Below are 19135 nucleotides of genomic sequence, written 5' to 3'. Positions count from 1 at the left end.
ACTGCACCTAACTTATTCTACTCCATTCTCACGCTCAGACCAAGTCCGCGTAATTCGTGAAGCAGTACATTCAGCGATTCAGGAATTCCCGGTTGTGGCATTGGCTCACCTTTCACGATAGCTTCGTAAGCTTTTGCACGTCCCATTACGTCGTCCGACTTAACGGTAAGAATTTCCTGAAGGATATGAGAAGCTCCAAATGCCTCAAGTGCCCAAACTTCCATCTCTCCAAAACGCTGACCACCAAATTGTGCTTTACCACCTAATGGCTGTTGCGTAATTAATGAGTAAGGTCCGATTGAACGGGCGTGCATTTTGTCTTCTACCATGTGGCCCAGTTTCAACATGTAAATGATACCTACTGTTGCCGGCTGGTCAAATGGTTCTCCGGTTTCACCGTTAATCAGGCGTGTTTCTCCATAGCGAGGAATACCTGCTTTATCGGTGTATTCAGAAACTTCATCCAAACTAGCACCATCAAAAATAGGTGTAGCGAATTTCAAACCAAGCTCTTTACCAGCCCAACCCAGTACAGTTTCGTAAATCTGTCCAAGGTTCATACGCGATGGTACACCAAGTGGGTTCAATACGATATCAACCGGTGTTCCATCAGCAAGGAATGGCATATCTTCGGCACGTACCACACGCGAAACAATACCTTTGTTACCGTGACGACCCGCCATTTTATCACCAATTTGCAGTTTGCGTTTTTTAGCTATGTAAATTTTAGCCAACTGGATAATACCTGCAGGAAGCTCATCACCGATAGTTACATTGTAACGCTCGCGACGCGATACGGATTCTGCCTCTTTCTGCTTCATAATGAAGTTGTTCACCAATCTAAAAATCAAATCGTTTTTAGCTTTATCGGTGGTCCATTTTGAAGGATCGATATTCAGGTAATCCAGTTCCTGTAATTGCTTCAGTGTAAATTTAACGCCTTTCGGAATAAACTCTGTTCCGTAATAGTCTTTTACTCCCTGCGAAGTTTTACCATTAACTAACGTGAATAGTTTATCCTCTAATTTTATGCGCAGAGCTGAAATGTCTTTCTCCAGTTTCTCATCGATTTGGTCGAGCAATGTTTTTGTTGCTTTACCTTTTTTGTCTTTCGCAACGCGAGAGAACAATTTTTTATCGATAACAACACCTTTTAAAGATGGCGATGCTTTTAATGAAGCATCTTTTACATCGCCCGCTTTGTCGCCAAAGATGGCACGTAAAAGTTTTTCTTCAGGAGAAGGATCAGATTCTCCTTTTGGCGTAATTTTACCAATAAGAATGTCGCCGGGTTTTACGTTGGCTCCAACTCTGATCAAACCATTTTCATCGAGGTTACGGGTAGCTTCTTCACTAACGTTAGGAATATCAGAAGTAAATTCTTCAACACCGCGTTTTGTGTCGCGCACTTCCAAAGTGTATTCATCAACGTGTACCGAAGTAAATACATCTTCGCGAACGATACGCTCCGAAATTACAATCGCATCCTCGTAGTTATAACCCTGCCAGGGCATGAATGCCACCTGCAGGTTACGTCCCAGTGCCAGCTCACCTTTGTCGGTAGCATAACCTTCGGTAAGAATCTCTCCTTCAGTTACACGCTGACCTTTAACTACAATTGGTTTCAAGTCAACTGTAGTTCCCTGGTTCGTTTTCGTATATTTTTGCAGATTATAAGTTACCACCTCCGGATCAAAGCTCACAAAGCGATCTTCTTCCGTCATATCGTAACGAACAATAATCTGTTTTGCATCAACAAATTCGATAACACCATCGCCTTCGGCACAAATCATTACGCCTGAGTCTTTGGCAACATTTGCTTCCAAACCAGTACCTACAATTGGTGCTTCAGGACGAAGCAGTGGTACAGCCTGGCGCATCATGTTCGATCCCATCAGTGCACGGTTGGCATCATCGTGCTCAAGGAACGAAATAAGCGATGCAGCTACCGAAGCAATCTGGTTAGGACCAACGTCCATCAGTTCAACTTCACCTGCGTCAATTACAGGATAATCACCATCTAAACGTGCTTTAACCTTCTCGTTTACGAATTTACCATCTTCCGCAATTGGCGCGTTTGCCTGTGCAATAATTTTACCTTCTTCCTCTTCAGCAGTTAAATAAACAGAACCTGTTTCTGACAAGTCAACGATTCCGTTTTCTACTTTTCGGTATGGTGTTGAAATAAACCCTAGAGGGTTGATTTTGGCGAAAACACATAAAGAAGAGATCAAACCGATGTTTGGACCTTCAGGTGTTTCAATCGGACATAAACGACCGTAGTGAGTAAAGTGAACGTCACGAACCTCGAAACCTGCACGCTCGCGAGAAAGACCTCCAGGACCTAAAGCCGACATACGACGTTTGTGCGTCATTTCGGCAAGCGGGTTGGTTTGATCCATAAACTGCGAAAGCGCGTTTGTTCCGAAGAATGAGTTGATAACTGAAGACAGCGTTTTCGAGTTAATCAAATCAATCGGAGTAAACACCTCGTTATCGCGAACATTCATTCGTTCGCGAATTGTACGTGCCATACGTGCTAAACCTACACCAAACTGGTTGTACATTTGCTCACCTACGGTACGAACCCTACGGTTACTTAAGTGGTCAATATCATCAACATCGGTTTTTGAGTTTACCAATTGAATCAGGTTTTTGATAATCTCAATGATGTCAACTTTTGTCAGGACACGGTTTTCCATGTCCACATCGATTCCTAATTTTTTATTGATTCTGTAACGACCAACTTCTCCAAGGTCGTATCTCTTATCCGAGAAGAACAGTTTATCAATAACGTCGCGTGCAGTAGCTTCATCGGGCGGCTCTGCGTTACGCAACTGACGGTAGATGTGAAGAACGGCTTCTTTTTCCGAGTTACATGGATCTTTTTGAAGCGTGTTGTAAATAATAGCAAAATCTTGCTGATTTTGATCTTCTTTGTGTAACAGAATGGTTTTTACACCTGATTCAAGAATCTCTTCAATGTGATCTTCTTCAATGTCTGTTTCACGATCAATAATTACTTCGTTACGCTCGATCGATACAACTTCACCGGTATCTTCGTCAACAAAGTCTTCCACCCATGATTTTAATACACGGGCAGCCAGTCTTCTACCGACAACTTTCTTTAAACCTGACTTTGAAACTTTTACTTCGTCGGCCAGATCGAATATTTCAAGAACATCTTTATCGCTTTCATAGCCAATTGCACGCAATAAAGTGGTTACAGGTAATTTCTTTTTCCTGTCGATGTACGCAAACATCACACTGTTGATGTCGGTAGCAAATTCAATCCACGATCCTTTAAAAGGAATAATACGTGCTGAATATAATTTTGTACCGTTGGCGTGTAAACTTTGGCCAAAGAATACACCCGGAGATCTGTGCAGCTGCGAAACAATAACACGTTCGGCACCATTAATAATAAAGGTACCTCTGTTGGTCATGTATGGCACAGTTCCTAAATATACGTCCTGAACCACGGTGTCGAAATCTTCGTGTTCCGGATCGGTACAGTAAAGTTTCAGTTTTGCTTTTAGCGGTACGCTAAATGTTAAACCACGTTCTATACACTCGTCTATTGAGTATCGAGGAGGATCGACCTGATAGTCGATAAATTCCAACACGAAATTGTTTCGAGTATCCGATATTGGAAAGTTTTCTTCAAAAACTCTGTATAAACCCTCCCCTTTTCTTTTGTCAGGTGTGGTTTTTAACTGAAAAAAATCTTTAAATGATTTAACTTGTACTTCTAAGAAGTCAGGGTAATCAAACCTGGTTTGTGTTGAGGAAAAATTAATCCTCTCTATTTTTGCTTGTACTGACATGCATTTATACAGGTTAATTATATAAAATATAAATACACAAAAAGGTTTAGAACCCAACTTGCGTAGGGTTCTAAACCGTATTACCTATAAATAGGTATATTTGCTTATTTTACTTCAACTTCAGCTCCAGCTTCTTCTAACTGTGCTTTTAAAGCTTCAGCTTCGTCTTTCGAAACTTTTTCTTTAAGCGCTTTTGGAGCTTCATCTACAACTGCTTTGGCTTCTTTCAGACCAAGGCCAGTTAGTTCTTTAACGAGCTTAACAACTGCAAGTTTAGATCCACCTGCGGCTTTTAAGATCACGTCAAATTCAGTTTGTTCAGCAGCAGCCTCTTCGCCACCACCTGCAGCTGGTCCTGCAACTGCTACTGCAGCAGCAGCTGGTTCGATACCATATTCGTCTTTTAGAATACCAGCTAATTCGTTAACCTCTTTAACAGTCAAGTTTACTAACTCTTCTGCAAGCTGTTTTAAATCTGCCATTTTTATTTCTTTTTAAATATTATTTCAAAAAAATTATTCTTTTTCCTTCAGTGTATCAAGAACACCGTGAATTATATTACCACCCGACTGCAACTGTCCGAGAACAGTTTTCATTGGTGATTGTAACAGAGCAACAACATCAGCAATAAGCTCGTTTTTAGATTTAACGGCTATTAATGCCTCCAATTGGTCGGCTCCCATGTAAACTGATTCTTCAACAAAAGCGGCCTTTAAAACAGGCTTTTTATGCTTTTTAGCGAAGTCTTTAATCAATTTAGCGGGAGTGTTACCGCTTGAAGAAAACATTACTGTGGTGTTTCCCTTTAGTGCATCAAAAATCTCTTCAGCCTCTTTATTAGAGTTCTCAAGAGCTTTTCGTAGTAGAGTATTCTTAACAACAACCAGTTTTACATCTTGGCTGAAACATAGTCTCCTTAAATCACTGGTATTTTCAGCATTTAAGCCGGCAATGTCGGTCAGGTAAAAATGGTCGTATGAATCTATCTGTTCTTGTAACTGATTAATAATAACTTGTTTCTCTGAACTCTTCATAATTCCTCATTTTTATTCTGCAAACGACTTAGCTTCTACTTGAATACCAGGGCTCATGGTGCTTGATAAATAGATACTCTTAATGTAGGTTCCTTTTGCAGCAACAGGCTTCAGTTTATTGATCATGTTGAGAAATTCAACAGCATTGTCCTTAATCTTATCAGCCGTGAAAGAAACTTTCCCGATTGTAGTATGAACAATACCAAATTTGTCAACTTTAAAATCAATCTTACCCTGTTTTACTTCGGAGATAGCTTTTCCAACTTCCATGGTTACAGTACCACTTTTAGGGTTTGGCATTAAGCCACGAGGACCTAAAATACGTCCTAACTGCCCAACTTTCCCCATTACTGGAGGCATGGTAATAATAACATCTACATCGGTCCAACCACCTTTTATTTTCTCAACGTACTCGTCAAGTCCTACATAGTCGGCTCCGGCATCTTTGGCTTCCTGCTCTTTGTCAGGGGTAACCATTGCCAAAACACGTACCTCTTTACCTGTTCCATGGGGTAACGAAACTACGCCCCTAACCATCTGGTTAGCTTTTCTAGGATCAACTCCAAGTCTTACATCGATATCAACTGATGCATCAAATTTGGTAAATGTAATTTCTTTCACCAGCTCTGCTGCTTCATCGATAGAGTAAACTTTTCCTTTTTCGAGTTTATCCAAAGACGCTTTTTGATTTTTCGTAATTCTGCCCATCGTAAAAGATATTTTTAGTTATTGAATGGTGAAGCACCTTTTACAGTGATTCCCATACTTCTGGCAGTTCCAGCTACCATTTTCATCGCTGATTCAACTGTAAAGCAGTTTAGATCGGCCATTTTGCCTTCGGCAATAGACTTAACCTGATCCCAGGTTACCGCACCCACTTTTTTAATGTGAGGTTCGGCTGAACCACTTTTCAGTTTTGCAGCTTCTAATAATTGAACAGCCACAGGAGGTTGTTTAATTATGAAGTCAAAAGACTTGTCTGCATAAACAGTAATAATAACAGGAAGTACTTTTCCTGCCTGGTCTTGTGTACGACCATTAAACTGTTTACAGAACTGCATAATGTTTACCCCTTTGGCACCCAATGCTGGTCCCACCGGTGGTGAAGGATTAGCAGCACCACCTTTGATCTGTAATTTAATTAATCCAGCAACTTCTTTCGCCATAACAATAAATTAAAGCGTTACTATTCCTTTTCAACTTGCATAAAGCTAAGTTCCAAAGGAGTTTTACGTCCAAAAATCTTCACCATCACCTGCAGCTTCTTCTTCTCTTCATTGATTTCTTCAATGGTTCCGTTAAAGCCGTTGAATGGTCCGTCGATTACTTTTACAGTTTCTCCTACCACATATGGGATATTGATTTCTTCGTCGGTTTCTGCCAATTCATCCACACGACCTAAAATCCTGTTTACCTCGCTTTGCCGCATCGGCACCGGATCTCCACCTTTGGTGTCGCCTAAAAACCCGATTACGTTAGGAAAATTCCTTAGTGTGTGTGTAACTTCACCCACTAAAGCAGCTTCGATTAAAACATACCCCGGAAAAAAGTTTCGCTCCTTACTGATTTTTTTACCATTTCGGATCTGATAAACTTTTTCGGTTGGTATTAGAACCTGATCTACATACCCTTTGAGGTCTCCTACCGCGATTTCGTTCTCGATATATTCTTTAACCTTCTTCTCTTTGCCACCAATAGCACGTAGAACATACCATCTTTTACTATTTTCGCTCATAAAGCCTTAAGGGTTTTGATTAATAAAATAATCCATAAATAAAATCCATTATGTTTCTGAAAGACAGATCCATAACGAATATAACTAATGATATTATAAAGGAAGCAATCATTACTACCAAGGCGCTACTTTGTAGCTCTTTCCAAGTTGGCCATGTAACTTTATGTACCAGTTCATCATAGGCCTCTTGTATATATACTTTTATTTTCATTTAGTATAACTTATTTTGCTCGGAAGGTAAGGTTCGAACTTACTGTTTATTAACCACTCCCTTGTATTGAGTTTCAACCGAAATTAATCCCGGGCCGTAACCCGGGATTAAATCTATTTCTTTTATATCTTAATATTAAAGAATTTCAGTTACCTGACCTGCACCTACTGTACGACCACCTTCGCGGATTGCGAAACGAAGACCCACGTTCAATGCTACCGGGTAAATCAAATCTACTTCAATAGTTACGTTATCACCAGGCATAACCATTTCGCGACCTTCTTCCAGGTGAATTTCGCCGGTTACGTCAAGCGTACGCAAGTAGAATTGAGGACGGTATTTGTTATGGAATGGAGTGTGACGACCACCTTCTTCTTTTTTCAATACGTAAACCTCAGCTTTAAATTTGTTGTGAGGAGTGATTGAACCAGGTTTTGCCAAAATCTGTCCACGTTTGATTTCTTTCTTGTCAACACCACGCAACAACAAACCTACGTTGTCACCAGCCTGACCTTCGTCCAAAATCTTACGGAACATCTCAACACCAGTACAAACAGTCTTACGACCTTCAGCACCTAAACCAATCAACTGCATTTCGTCACCTGTATGGATAATACCAGTTTCGATACGACCAGTTGCTACAGTACCACGACCTGTAATAGAGAATACGTCCTCAACAGGCATCAGGAATGGTTTTTCAACATCACGTGGAGGAAGTGGAATCCAAGTATCACAAGCTTCCATCAACTCAAGAATTTTTTCTTCCCACTCTGGCTCTCCGTTCAATCCACCAAGAGCAGATCCCATAATAACAGGAGTGTTATCGCCGTCGAATTCGTAGAAGTCAAGAAGTTCACGAACTTCCATTTCAACTAATTCTAACAATTCTTCATCGTCAACCATATCCACTTTATTCAGGAATACAACCAAACGAGGAACGTTTACCTGACGTGCAAGAAGAATGTGCTCGCGAGTTTGTGGCATAGGACCATCAGTAGCAGCAACAACGATAATAGCACCGTCCATCTGGGCAGCACCAGTTACCATGTTCTTTACGTAGTCGGCGTGACCCGGACAGTCAACGTGTGCGTAGTGACGAGTTGCTGTTTCGTACTCAACGTGAGCTGTGTTAATTGTAATACCCCTTTCTTTTTCCTCAGGAGCGTTATCAATCTGATCAAATGCTTTTACTTCGCAAAAGCCTTTTTTTGCTAAAACAGTAGTAATAGCAGCTGTTAAGGTAGTTTTACCATGGTCAACGTGGCCGATAGTACCAATGTTCACATGGTCCTTGTCCCTGTTAAAATGTTCTTTAGCCATAATTGCAAAATTTTAATTTATTATCTTTTAAATCATCTGAGCCGAAGACGAGAATTGAACTCGTGACCTCATCCTTACCAAGGATGCGCTCTACCCCTGAGCTACTCCGGCCTTAAACACACAAAGAGACGGGAATTCAGAACAACTGCTTGTTCAAAATTCCAATCTCTGTTCTGAGCGGGAAACGGGACTCAAACCCGCGACCCTTAGCTTGGAAGGCTAATGCTCTATCAACTGAGCTATTCCCGCTTATAGTCTACTGGCAAAAATGCCGTGCAAAATTACAACTTTTTTCCAAACAACCGAATATTTTTCTCTAGTAGTGTGCTTTTTTTTGAGTTTTTCTCATTTTTCTTTCTGCAAAGCAAAAATCAAAAAATCATTTCAAAAGCCTCAATTCCCTGCAAAACACTACATCGCCAGTTGTCTTCAGAACGCCCCTAAAAAGGGTGTGCAAATGTAAATATATTATTTTAAAAAACTAAAATTTAAGCTTTAATTTTTAAATATTATTTACTCTTCAGTTTCTCCTTGTACTTAACAAGCTGTTTCTTAATGGCATCGATGGCTAAATCTGTCGCTTCTTCAAATGAATCTGCCTGCTTTTTTGCGAACAAATAATCTTGAGAAGGAATGGAAAGTTTTAACTCAGAAACTTTATTGTTTGCTGCTTCGGGCTTTGCAACCTTAAGGGTTACCTCAGCCTTTAATATACCATCAAAAAAAGTATCCAGTTTATTTACTTTTTTGTTTACGAATTCCACCAACTTCTGGTCGGCGTTAAAATGCACTGAATTAATTTTTACTTCCATAATTAATCGTTTTTACCACCACGGGGGTGGGCTTGTTTATAACTCTGTTGCAGCTTCTCGAATGTGGTATGTGTATACACCTGAGTTGCTGCCAAATTTGCATGCCCCAGCAATTCTTTTACTGCATTAAGATCGGCACCATTATTCAACAAATGTGTTGCGTACGTATGCCTCAAAACATGCGGACTTTTCTTTTCAAGAGATGTTACCCTGGCTAAATTACTCTTTACAACGCGGTAAACCAATTTCTCGTAAATCTGCTTTCCATTTTCCGTTACAAATAAATAGCCACTATTGTTTACGATTTCATCATTTCTTATAGCTACGTAATCGTTAAACAATTGGTTAATTTCTCTCGGATATGGAATAATCCTTTCCTTATTCCGCTTCCCCAGCACCTTTATAAGGTATTCGGCAGTGTTAAAATCCCGTTCTTTCAGGTTAATTAATTCTGCCAAACGAATACCGGTTCCGTAAAATAACGAAATGATCAGTTTATCTCTCCTTCCTCTGAATCCATTATCAAAAAGATCATCATCCAACAGATGGTTCAGACTATTCTCTTCAACGAAATGTGGTAGTTTCTTCCTTATTTTCGGAAGCGGAACATTTATCGCCGGATTAATATCAACAACCTGCTCGCGAAGCAAAAAGTTATAGAACGACTTTACCGCCGTCATCATTCTGCTTACCGAACTCGGATTATAATCGCGCTCCATTAAGTCTACTACCCAAGAACGCAGTAGTTTGAGATCAACATCTTTAACAACAAAATCCCCGATCATTTTTGTGCAGAATTCCACAAAGCGATCGAGGTCTTTTTCATATGCTTTCACCGTATGAGGAGAATATCTCTTCTCATACTTCAAAAAATTGATAAACGATTCCTGATAACTCATTGGCCATCTAAACTAATAATTCAGGAACCACCAAAGAAAACTTTAGTCCTCCTGTTGCTGCAAACCTTGTACGTATGCTGCCTTTTTCAATTCTTCCCTTCTTCTTACAGAAGGCTTGGTGAACTTCTGACGATCACGTAACTCTTTAATAACGCCAGTTTTCTCGAATTTTCTCTTGAACCTTTTCAAAGCTCTTTCAATATTTTCGCCTTCTTTAACCGGAATAATAATCATATCTTTCGGATTTACATTTTTTTAAATTGAGGCGCAAATTTAGAAATATTTCATAGTATTTCAAATTTAAAGCAAAAAAATAATATTTCCTATCGAGAAAATTAGTTTTCACTTTTTTAACGACAGGTAACATAAGGCCTTATTTTATCAATAAACTCAGCGTCAACAAATTCAAGAGCCTCCAGGTCGGCCAACTTTTTTATGGGTCCGTTTTTATCCTTTTCATTTAGTATTGCGTTTACGTTCGACTTCTCAAAATAGGGGTGTCTTATCAATTCTGAAAATTCAGCGTAGTTTATCCGAATTGGCTTTATGGCAGTGGTATCAACAGTAACAGCAGGTTTTACTGTGGCAAACAGTTCTTCCGAAAAGCCATAAACCTCCATTAACTGATTTACATTACAAAAGCCACCAAGTAAATCGCGATATTTTATAATACGGGATGCATAAACAGAACCGATTCCTTTTAATTGAATCAGATCCGTAGTATCTGCACTGTTTAATTCAACGGTAAACAGTTCTTCCGGCACTTCCTTTTCCGCCTCTGCGCGAACATCAATTTTAAGGTAAGGATAAATGCGTTTATAAGTGGCCGAATCAAGACCATAAATCTTCAGCAGGTCTTCGGGCTGCCGGTAAGTTCCGCCGCTATTTCGGTACGACACAATGTTATTCGACTGGTACGAACTAAACCCAAAGTGTTCCAATTCCTCTTCGCTTGCCGTATTCGGATCAAAAAAACCTGAAGGTGTTTCCAACGTTAACCTGGAGATATTTTTTGTTTGCGGTTTTACAGCGGCTTTGGGTATAACAATAAATGGAGCAATATGCTGAAACAGAGAATCACTCATTCCGTAGAGTTTTCTTAAATCGTCGTTCGATTTAAAACTTCCGCCTGCTGCGCGGTACTTAATTATATTACGCTTAATGCGTTTAGGCAAATCCAACGAATCGAGCGCACTTTCGTCGATGGTATTCGGATTAAAACTGAACAGACTTAATAACCCGCTGTTTTTATTGGTCTGCCTCGTTGCATCCCATTTTGCCTGTATTTCTTCAAATTGCTCGGGGGTGTAATAAGCTTTAGGCGTTATTCTTTTCACGTAAGCATTTGCCCCCAATAATATTAAAATCAAAACTGATAAGGTAATAATACCAACGCGGTCGCCCCTGGAATAGGAAAGAAATCCATTTTTTATGTTGAGCCAGGCTTTTCTCATCGCATCCGGGATATTTAATGAATAGGCTAATTTACATTTTTAGGTTCATTAAATCAATGCCGTATGCAACAAGGTTAAACCTTTCTGTATTTCTTTTTGTTTAACTACCCCGTAATCCCCTTAATAAATAACGCAGCCACAGCAATAATACCAATGGCTACAGGTGCAATGTAACGGATAATAAAGAAGACGATTTTAAACATAATCGAAACCAATTCCCCGTTGTTGCTAACCTCCTCCATAAAGGCAATTTTTCTCATTCGCCATCCAACAAATATAACAATCAGTAGCGCCCCAAATGTTAGCATTATATTGGCCGAGGCATAGTTCAATAGTCCGAAAATTGTTTGTCCAAAAATTTGAAATTCAGCGAGAGGACCAAAAGACATTGTTGCAAAAACACCTAAAACACTAATAGAGACCGAGCCAATTAGCGTGGCTTTACCACGTGAGAAATTCAGTTCTTCTTTTAAATAAGCCACAACCACTTCGAGCACTGAAATAGTTGATGTTAATGCTGCAACTGCCAACAGAAAAAAGAAAATAATGGCAAATATAATTCCGCCAGACATCGACTTAAAAACATTAGGCAATACTTCGAAAACCAATCCCGGCCCGGGCGACATTTGATCAATATACCCAACAGAGAAGGCAAAAATGGCAGGTATTACCATTAAACTCGACAGGATTGCGATGCTGGTATCGGCTAAAGCAACCTGTGCCGAAGTTTTCAGCAGGTTATTATCTTTTTGTATGTAAGAACCATATGTGATAAGCGTACCCATGCCAATACTTAATGAGAAGGCGGCCTGCCCCAGTGCCATCAGTACTGTTTTAAAGTTTACTGCACCCCAGTCGGGAACAAAAAGGTATTTTACCCCTTCGCCTGCACCTGGCAGCGATACTGCCCGGATTGCCACAAATATGATTAGAACAAGTAATATGGGCATTAATATTTTTGTGTACTTTTCAATTCCTTTCTGAATTCCGGCATAAACCACAACTGCCGTTAGCAGCATAAAAACCAATTGCCAAACCAGCGGCCGATAAGGATGGGTACTGAAATCGGCAAAATTCTTTTCCATATCCTGAGTATGCAACAATTTACCGGAAATGCTCTGAACCAGGTATTCAAGTGTCCATCCGGCAACCGTGCTGTAAAACGCCAAAATTGCAAAAGCCGTAACAATACCCAGCGAGCCAACCAAATACCAGGGCGTTCCGGGGGCAAGTTTTTTAAACGAGCCAAATGCATTAAGCTGAGCTCGTCGTCCTATCGTAAATTCGGAAAGCATAACCGGGATACCAATAAGAAGAATAAAGCCAATATAAAGCAACAAAAATGCTCCACCTCCATTTTGAGTAGTTACCAACGGAAACCGCCATATATTTCCTAAACCAACAGCCGAACCGGCTGCTGCTGCAATTATTCCAAATTTTGAAGTAAATGAATCACGCGATCCTGAAGGAATACCCGACATAATAAAAACGTTTTAATGATTTTTGAAGCTTTAAACTTACATTCTTTAACAGATTGAGCCCCAAAAATGCAAAAAAATAATTTTTAACAAACAAACCTTATCAAAAACATTCGTGTTTGGCCAGTGATTCACCATCAAGAATTAAAATTCGGTTCCCATAGGTCATCCTTCTACAAAAAACAGCCGCCCTACACCGGAGAAAAGCGCTCCTACAACGGAAAGCATGCGTCCTACACCGGTAAAAGTGCTTCCTACACTGAAAAGTATGCGTCCTACGCCGGCAAAACCTCGCCCCACACTACACTTGTCTCGTCCTACATGTGCAGGACGATGTTTTTGCAACGCAGGATGCATATTTTATACCATTTGGTCACTATTTCTTTTTTTACAGATCAGGATTTAATGAAGAAAAAGGACCTGCTGTAACTGTTGGCCAAGTAAAAAAAAACGATATTGAAATGTGATTTAAGAATCGAGCCCAGGTTAAGCAGCTTAAAACGGATACCCAATGGCAAACGAAAAAGTGAAGTCGCTGCCTTTATAGCCCCGGTTACCAATAATCCATCGTTCTCCCTTTGCTGCAGCGGGATCGCGAAGTTTCATCCCAATATCGGTACGGAGAATAAAATACGATAAATCGAAGCGAAAACCGGTTCCGGTGCCCACTGCAAATTGCTTGTAAAACTTATCCACTTTAAATACGGCCCCCTCGCGGTTATCATTACTGTTAATGGCCCAAATGTTTCCGGCATCTACAAACAATGCCCCTTCGAGCGAACCTAACAAACGAAAACGGTATTCGATATTGGCCTCCAGTTTAATATCCGACGATTGATTGGGGTAGGCATTCTCATCTTCCGGCGTGTAGCTCCCCGGCCCCAGCGATCGAACCTGCCACGCCCGGATGCCGTTTGCACCACCCGAAAAATATTGTTTTTCGAAAGGCAAAAAAGGGGAGTTTCCGTAAGGCAGCCCAACTCCGCCGAACAAGCGCCCCACAACATAATTATACCGGTCAAGCTGGAATGCTTTTCTCAGCTCCAGGTCGGCTTTAATGTATTGGGCAAAACGAATATTAAACATTTTGTAATATTCAGTAGTCTCCTGGGTAGCAGAGTCTTGCTCAAAGGTCAGATCGCGCTCTGCCAGTTCCGATATTGCCCAAAGCAGGTTGCCCGACGACTCAAAGTTCAGCCTGACGTAAGTATAATTTTTATTTGATGAAAGCCGTTGGTTATTAAAAATCAACGAGTAGTTCATAGCAAATATAAGGTGGTCGGTAAAACTACTTTTAATGTATAAATCCTGAATGGAGTTAACAAACTTAGGATCGAACTCATACAAACGCACTACGTTCACATCGAGAAAGTTCCAGAGATGCTGGTAGTTTTGCGATGTTTTCCAGTCGTAACCAATCTTAAAGTTGGTTATGTTTCGGGTGTACTCAGGCCTGCGCTGGTAGTTATACCCTGCGTTAAAAACGGTTTTCGGCAAATACTTTCCAAAACTTTTTATGTATTTACCCGGCCCCAAAAGTTTAGGTACCATTAAGCTTGTTTCAACACCAAATTCGCGCGTGTTAAATGCTTCCGATGTTCCATCGCCTACCGACCGGTGAAGGCGTTCGGTGGCACCTTTTAACCGCACCTGAAATACCTCGGCACCTTTAAACAGGTTTCGGTGCTGGTAATAAATATTTCCGGCCACACCCAAATTGCCCGAGGTGTTGGTTCCTTCAATATCAAACGATGTTGATTGTTTATTCAGCGGTGCCAACCGAATATTACAGTCGAGCAAATTGGTATCTTGTTCCGGGTAAGTTTCTTCAAACTGAATATCTACAAACCGAAACTGACGCAATCGGTTCAGCGCATTAAAGGTATTTTCAACCTCTGCAATATTATACAAATCACCACGTTGCATTTGGTTGGTTCGGATAAACAGCCCCGGCGGATACGCAACCTGTTCGCTGGCATAAAGTACTGAGTTATCCCAAATCAGCGTGTCGGAGAAATTATAATCTTGTTTACGGTTTGATGTAACCGGTGTATTTCCGGGCATCACCGAATAGTAAAACTTATTCAGGTAATACGGTTTTAACAACTTTGTGCTGTCGACCTGGCTCGATCGGGGTTCGCCAATAAAAAGATCGAGAATTACCTGTTTGTTGTACAATGTTGAATCGGCAAGATAACGTACCTGGTTGTTCGAAAAATAATAATACCCGTTGTTTTGGTATAAACTAACAATTCGTTTCTGTTGTTTTTCCAATTCGTAAATATCGAATGCGGTGCCGGGACTCATTTGGTATTTTGCCGAATCATTATAAAATATCTTTTGTAACTCCGCTGTTTCGAAGTGGTAATTTACCCGTCGTATTCTATACTGATCGCCAGCCGCTACAGCGAATTTCAGCTTTGCCTTTCGCTTCTTTTCATTCAGCTGAACCTCCTGGTTAACTTTTGCCTGATAATAGCCACGTTGCCCCATGTAGCTTTCCAGTTGTTCAGCCGATCGGTCGACCATTGCCTTATCGTACAGCTGCGGTGCCTCTCCAATTCGTTTTAGCCAGTCGTCGGTCTTTTTTTTCGACGACATATTATACAGCAACAAATAGAATTTAATAAACCCCAGTATTTTGTAATTTTCTTTTTGCCGTAAAACAGATTTTGCTTCTTCCCTGCTTACCTCCTGGTTATCGATTTCGAGCTCAACTTTTTGTAACAAATACTCTTGCTCGGGAACAAAACGAGTTTGCGAACACGATGCAAGCAGCATTGCCGATAAAACAAATATCCACTTGTAGCTTCCAATTTTTTGCCTGTAATACTTCTCTGCCAAATCTTACAACTTTTATTGATCAAAAATAACCAAGTGTTTTTTTAGAAACAGTAACTTTACCTCAAATATTATATGAATTTAGTTCAAAAATATATGATTGGTAAAAGTACAACAAAACTTGTTAATTCGCTGGCGCTAAAAAAATACCGTACAAAAGAAAACTGCTTTCTTATTGAAGGCGATAAAATGGTAAAAGAAGCGCTGGATTCAGATTTGAAAATTAAGCTATTAATCGTTACCGATCAATTCTTAAACCGGTTCCCAATTGCGCAAACAGATGCCGAACGGATTATTGAAACCGATGCGAAAGAACTGAAAAAGGCAAGCCTGTTGCAACATCCGCAAAACGGTTTGGCTGTTTGTGAAATTCCTGAAAAATCGAAATTCCCGGATTCCCTGCCCGAAGGCCTTTCCATTTTTCTCGATGGAATTCAAGACCCCGGTAACATGGGCACCATTGTTCGAATTTGCGATTGGTACGGCATTCAACATGTTTTTTGTTCGCCCGATTCGGTTGATTTGTACAACCCGAAAGTAATTCAGGCAAGTATGGGATCTTTCCACCGCATTCAACTGCACGAGTGCGATTTTGAAGCTCTGGCCGGATTAGCGGAAAAAGCAGAAGCACCAGTGTTTGGTGCATTTATGAATGGCGACAATATTTACCAAACGCAACTGCCACAACAAGCCATTCTTGTTATGGGCAACGAAGGAAAGGGAATAAGACCTGCCGTTGAAAAACAAATAACGAACAAATTGAGTATTCCCAATTTCTCAGAAAATGAAATAAAAGCGGAATCGTTGAATGTTTCGGTTGCTACTGCAATACTTTGCTCCGAATTTAAACGGGCTTATTCAAAATGAAAGGATAAGGTGAAAATCTTCGATCGCAGATTTTTTATCGACTGGGCATAATATAAACGCTGTGTTGGTGCCGGAAGATCGCCCAATTGATCGTTCAATCCCAAACTAAATTTGGCTTCCACCGAAAACCTGAAAAACGCAAAATAGTGGTCCCAGCCACCACCAACCTCAGCATAAAAACCACCGTTCTTCAGCTTAATCAAGTCTTCCTGTGCAGTTCGCGAAATATCGTGCCGATACGCTCCTCCAAAAATCACATAAGGCCGGTCGTTGTTAATGCGCCGGGCCTTGTATTTTAACAGCAAAGGAAAATCGAGAAAGGTGGAACGAATGGCGTAGAAAGAAAGATCTTCTTCGTAGGAATTAATATCTTTTACCGGCACATTAAATGTTAACTGCCGCTCGCCAAACGATAAGCCCGGCAGAAAACGCAGGTTAAAATCTTTTGAAAGCCTCAGGCTTGATACAATACCAACGGTAAAGCCGGGAACTAAGGTTGCCACATCCGAACGGATTCTACTGTCCCAAACTATTCCATCTCCCGGATAGAGCACCAAATCCTCATTTTCCCCGATAGGATTGTAATTCACCACATTAAAATCGAGTGTGTTCATCCCAATGGTAAAACCAAAATGAAAAAGCTTATCATCAAAAGTTGTCAGGTAGTTAATTTTTTGCTTTTGGGCAAAAACACTACAACCTGCAATAAGGAATATGATTGAGATTAAAACTTTTTTCACCTTGTTACTATTGCTTTTATGAAAAACAAAAAAACAAATAATTTATTGTTCGCCCTGTTTTAATTGTTGGGTTTATGCGCCTTATAAATTGATGCGATCCCAAAAGTTTGTCGATAACATTCATTCTGAACAAAACCAACATCGGCTAAAATAGATAAAAATCTTTCGCCATCGGGGAATTCATTTACCGATTCGGGCAAATAGGTATATGCCCTGCTGTCTTTCGATACCATCCGGCCAATGAAGGGCAAAATGCGCATGAAATAGAACATGTAAATCTGCCTGAAAGGGAAACTCACAGGTTTCGAGAATTCGAGAACAAAAAATACGCCTCCGGGTTTTAACACACGTTTTATTTCGGAAAGGCCTTTTTCAAGGTTCTCGAAATTACGAACGCCAAACCCCACAATGGCGGCATCAAAAGCTCCATCGTCGAACGGCAGGTTTTCGGAATCGGCTTTTTGAAACCGGATTTTGTCTTCCAGCTTTTTTGCCTTTATTTTTTCCCGTCCAACATTCAGCATTCCTTCCGAAATGTCGATACCGGTAACTTTTACATTGCCCAATTTTAACGCAGCAACAGCAAAATCGCCGGTACCTGTTGCAATATCCAGAATCGATGCGGGCTGATAAGGTCTCAGTTTTTTAATGGTTTTTCTGCGCCATATTTTATCAATATTCAATGATAATACGTGGTTCAGGAAATCATAACGGTGAGAGATATTATCAAACATCTCCTCTACCTGACCTTTCTTGGATTGTTTTGATTGTTTATAAGGAAGAGCTGCCATTAAGATCCAACTGTCATTTTATCGATGTAACCCAGCGACTGATCGTCGATTCTTATCTCTCCTTTGGTAACATGCCCCAGCGTAAAGAAAGGCACGTTTATTTCCGACATGGCATCAACGAACTCGTCCTCTTTGTCGGGATTAACACCAACAATTAAACGCCCCATCGACTCGCCAAAAAGAAATGCATCGTTTCTGGTTTCTGCATCTGTTGTGATATCAAAGCCCAATTCGTTTGGGATGGCAGCACGCAACAAGGTAAAGAAAAGTCCGCCTTTACCAACCGGGCTGGCGCTTTCTATTAACTTTTTATCCATTAAGGTTTTTATTGCTTTCTGAACGGCAATTTCATTCTCGATATTGAATGCCGGCAGAGGCGACTCAGAAACACCGTGGTAAAATTCAAGATATTCCGATGAGCTAATGTCATCAAGCGACCTACCGATAACAAATATGTGGTTTCCCTTACTTTTAAAGCTATGGGTTATTAAATTATTGCCTTCGGGCACCTGAGCCATAATACTGATAATAATAGTTGGCGGCACCGGACCGTGTTCTGAGAAATGATCGAAGCGAATTTTCCGGTCGGAAATTTTAAGACCAAACTTTGCGGCAGCGTTTTCCAGGCCCTTTTTGGCACCTGACGCTATAAACTGACCATTCGGATCGGCAAAATCGATGTGATACAAAAAGGCACTTACAGCAAAAGGCTGAGCGCCATAACACAACATTTTACGAGTTGCCCGCGAGATTAAAATTTCTGTTGCTTTCTGAGGATCGCTTTCCAGATGGTGATGAAAAGCGTGCGTGCTCATAGCCATTCGGGTTCCATTACCATCCAACTCAAAAATACCAATTTCGTCGGTTTCGCTTTCACCAATCGACTCGGGCGAAATACCCTGATCGCTAAAATCATTAAAATAGTTAATGGTTGATAAGTTGGGATTAACCATTAAGGAATACACGATCTCCTCCAGGTTCTCCGGTTCAGGAATCATATCGATCGAGAACTCTTTTTCAGTCTGAACAGCATTACTCATACAGCATTTCTTTTCTTGTTAACCTTAAGCAAAGGTAATTAAGTAGCCGATTCTACCATAGATTTTAAAACATTTTTTACCGCTTG

18 protein-coding genes and 2 tRNA genes are annotated in these 19135 nt (G+C 40.5%); 1 reads left to right on the top strand and 19 read right to left on the bottom strand.

Translation table 11 applies throughout. From position 1 onward, the window contains the following. Positions 1–17 precede the first annotated feature (17 nt). The 16 genes from rpoB to tamL all read right to left on the bottom strand — a co-directional run bounded on the left by rpoB (position 18) and on the right by tamL (position 15614). Positions 18–3827 (bottom strand): DNA-directed RNA polymerase subunit beta, encoded by a 3810-nt coding sequence (rpoB, locus tag BMW53_RS10795; protein ID WP_038556000.1) that lies wholly within the window; start codon positions 3825–3827, stop codon positions 18–20. Positions 3828–3931: 104 nt separating this feature from the next. Next, complete coding sequence (rplL, locus tag BMW53_RS10790; protein WP_038556003.1) at positions 3932–4309, bottom strand: 50S ribosomal protein L7/L12; 378 nt, start codon at positions 4307–4309, stop codon at positions 3932–3934. 33 nt (positions 4310–4342) lie between these two features. Beyond that, positions 4343–4861, bottom strand: a complete 519-nt coding sequence (gene rplJ / locus BMW53_RS10785) for a 50S ribosomal protein L10 (protein WP_038556006.1) — start codon at positions 4859–4861, stop codon at positions 4343–4345. 12 nt (positions 4862–4873) lie between these two features. Continuing rightward, positions 4874–5569, bottom strand: coding sequence for a 50S ribosomal protein L1 (rplA, locus tag BMW53_RS10780; protein WP_038556009.1), 696 nt, complete (start codon positions 5567–5569; stop codon positions 4874–4876). A 14-nt stretch (positions 5570–5583) separates the two neighbouring features. Beyond that, entirely contained in the window at positions 5584–6027 is a 444-nt protein-coding gene (gene rplK, locus BMW53_RS10775) for a 50S ribosomal protein L11 (protein ID WP_038556012.1), read from the bottom strand. Positions 6028–6047: 20 nt separating this feature from the next. After that, positions 6048–6596 carry a transcription termination/antitermination protein NusG gene (nusG, locus tag BMW53_RS10770; RefSeq protein WP_038556015.1) on the bottom strand — a complete coding sequence of 183 codons (549 nt, stop codon included), beginning with the start codon at positions 6594–6596 and terminating at the stop codon, positions 6048–6050. Between the two features lie 19 nt (positions 6597–6615). Beyond that, entirely contained in the window at positions 6616–6807 is a 192-nt protein-coding gene (gene secE / locus BMW53_RS10765; RefSeq protein WP_038556018.1) for a preprotein translocase subunit SecE, read from the bottom strand. 135 nt (positions 6808–6942) lie between these two features. Beyond that, positions 6943–8127, bottom strand: a complete 1185-nt coding sequence (gene tuf / locus BMW53_RS10760; RefSeq protein WP_038556022.1) for an elongation factor Tu — start codon at positions 8125–8127, stop codon at positions 6943–6945. 39 nt (positions 8128–8166) lie between these two features. Then, positions 8167–8238, bottom strand: a tRNA-Thr gene (locus BMW53_RS10755). 65 nt (positions 8239–8303) lie between these two features. After that, a tRNA-Gly gene (locus tag BMW53_RS10750) sits at positions 8304–8376 on the bottom strand. Between the two features lie 260 nt (positions 8377–8636). Further along, positions 8637–8939, bottom strand: a complete 303-nt coding sequence (gene hpf, locus BMW53_RS10745; protein WP_038556025.1) for a ribosome hibernation-promoting factor, HPF/YfiA family — start codon at positions 8937–8939, stop codon at positions 8637–8639. Positions 8940–8941: 2 nt separating this feature from the next. Continuing rightward, positions 8942–9838 (bottom strand): tyrosine-type recombinase/integrase, encoded by an 897-nt coding sequence (locus tag BMW53_RS10740; protein ID WP_038556028.1) that lies wholly within the window; start codon positions 9836–9838, stop codon positions 8942–8944. Positions 9839–9880: 42 nt separating this feature from the next. Then, positions 9881–10072 carry a 30S ribosomal protein S21 gene (gene rpsU / locus BMW53_RS10735; RefSeq protein ID WP_038556031.1) on the bottom strand — a complete coding sequence of 64 codons (192 nt, stop codon included), beginning with the start codon at positions 10070–10072 and terminating at the stop codon, positions 9881–9883. 116 nt (positions 10073–10188) lie between these two features. Continuing rightward, the gene (locus tag BMW53_RS10730; RefSeq protein WP_038556034.1) at positions 10189–11292 is read right to left on the bottom strand and encodes a helix-hairpin-helix domain-containing protein; all 1104 of its coding nucleotides are present in this window, start codon (positions 11290–11292) and stop codon (positions 10189–10191) included. A 104-nt stretch (positions 11293–11396) separates the two neighbouring features. Next, on the bottom strand, positions 11397–12773 hold the full coding sequence (locus tag BMW53_RS10725; RefSeq protein WP_038556037.1) for a sodium-dependent transporter: 1377 nt from the start codon (positions 12771–12773) through the stop codon (positions 11397–11399). 492 nt (positions 12774–13265) lie between these two features. Further along, a complete protein-coding gene (gene tamL, locus BMW53_RS10720; protein ID WP_051567599.1) occupies positions 13266–15614 on the bottom strand; it encodes a translocation and assembly module lipoprotein TamL in 2349 nt (782 codons plus the stop codon). Between the two features lie 72 nt (positions 15615–15686). On the opposite strand from tamL, the gene BMW53_RS10715 reads away from it, so the two are divergent. Beyond that, complete coding sequence (locus tag BMW53_RS10715; RefSeq protein ID WP_051567600.1) at positions 15687–16478, top strand: RNA methyltransferase; 792 nt, start codon at positions 15687–15689, stop codon at positions 16476–16478. On the opposite strand, the gene porT is transcribed toward BMW53_RS10715, so the two are convergent. From porT to BMW53_RS10700, 3 genes are read right to left on the bottom strand one after another with little or no spacing between them, the layout of a single operon-like run. Beyond that, entirely contained in the window at positions 16466–17218 is a 753-nt protein-coding gene (gene porT / locus BMW53_RS10710) for a type IX secretion/gliding motility protein PorT/SprT (protein ID WP_051567601.1), read from the bottom strand. The genes BMW53_RS10715 and porT overlap by 13 nt on opposite strands. Positions 17219–17277: 59 nt before the next feature. Then, positions 17278–18009: a bifunctional demethylmenaquinone methyltransferase/2-methoxy-6-polyprenyl-1,4-benzoquinol methylase UbiE gene (gene ubiE, locus BMW53_RS10705; RefSeq protein ID WP_038556040.1), complete on the bottom strand. Its 732-nt coding sequence runs from the start codon at positions 18007–18009 to the stop codon at positions 17278–17280. Next, positions 18009–19049: an AIR synthase-related protein gene (locus BMW53_RS10700; protein ID WP_038556044.1), complete on the bottom strand. Its 1041-nt coding sequence runs from the start codon at positions 19047–19049 to the stop codon at positions 18009–18011. Before BMW53_RS10700 ends, ubiE begins: the two co-directional genes overlap by 1 nt. Positions 19050–19135 lie beyond the last annotated feature (86 nt).

The organism is Draconibacterium orientale, assembly GCF_900111425.1.
In the GTDB taxonomy this organism is placed as follows: Bacteria; Bacteroidota; Bacteroidia; order Bacteroidales; family Prolixibacteraceae; genus Draconibacterium; species Draconibacterium orientale.
The sequence above is the reverse complement of the archived record's forward strand: the minus strand, read 5'-3'. Positions and strand labels throughout refer to the sequence as shown.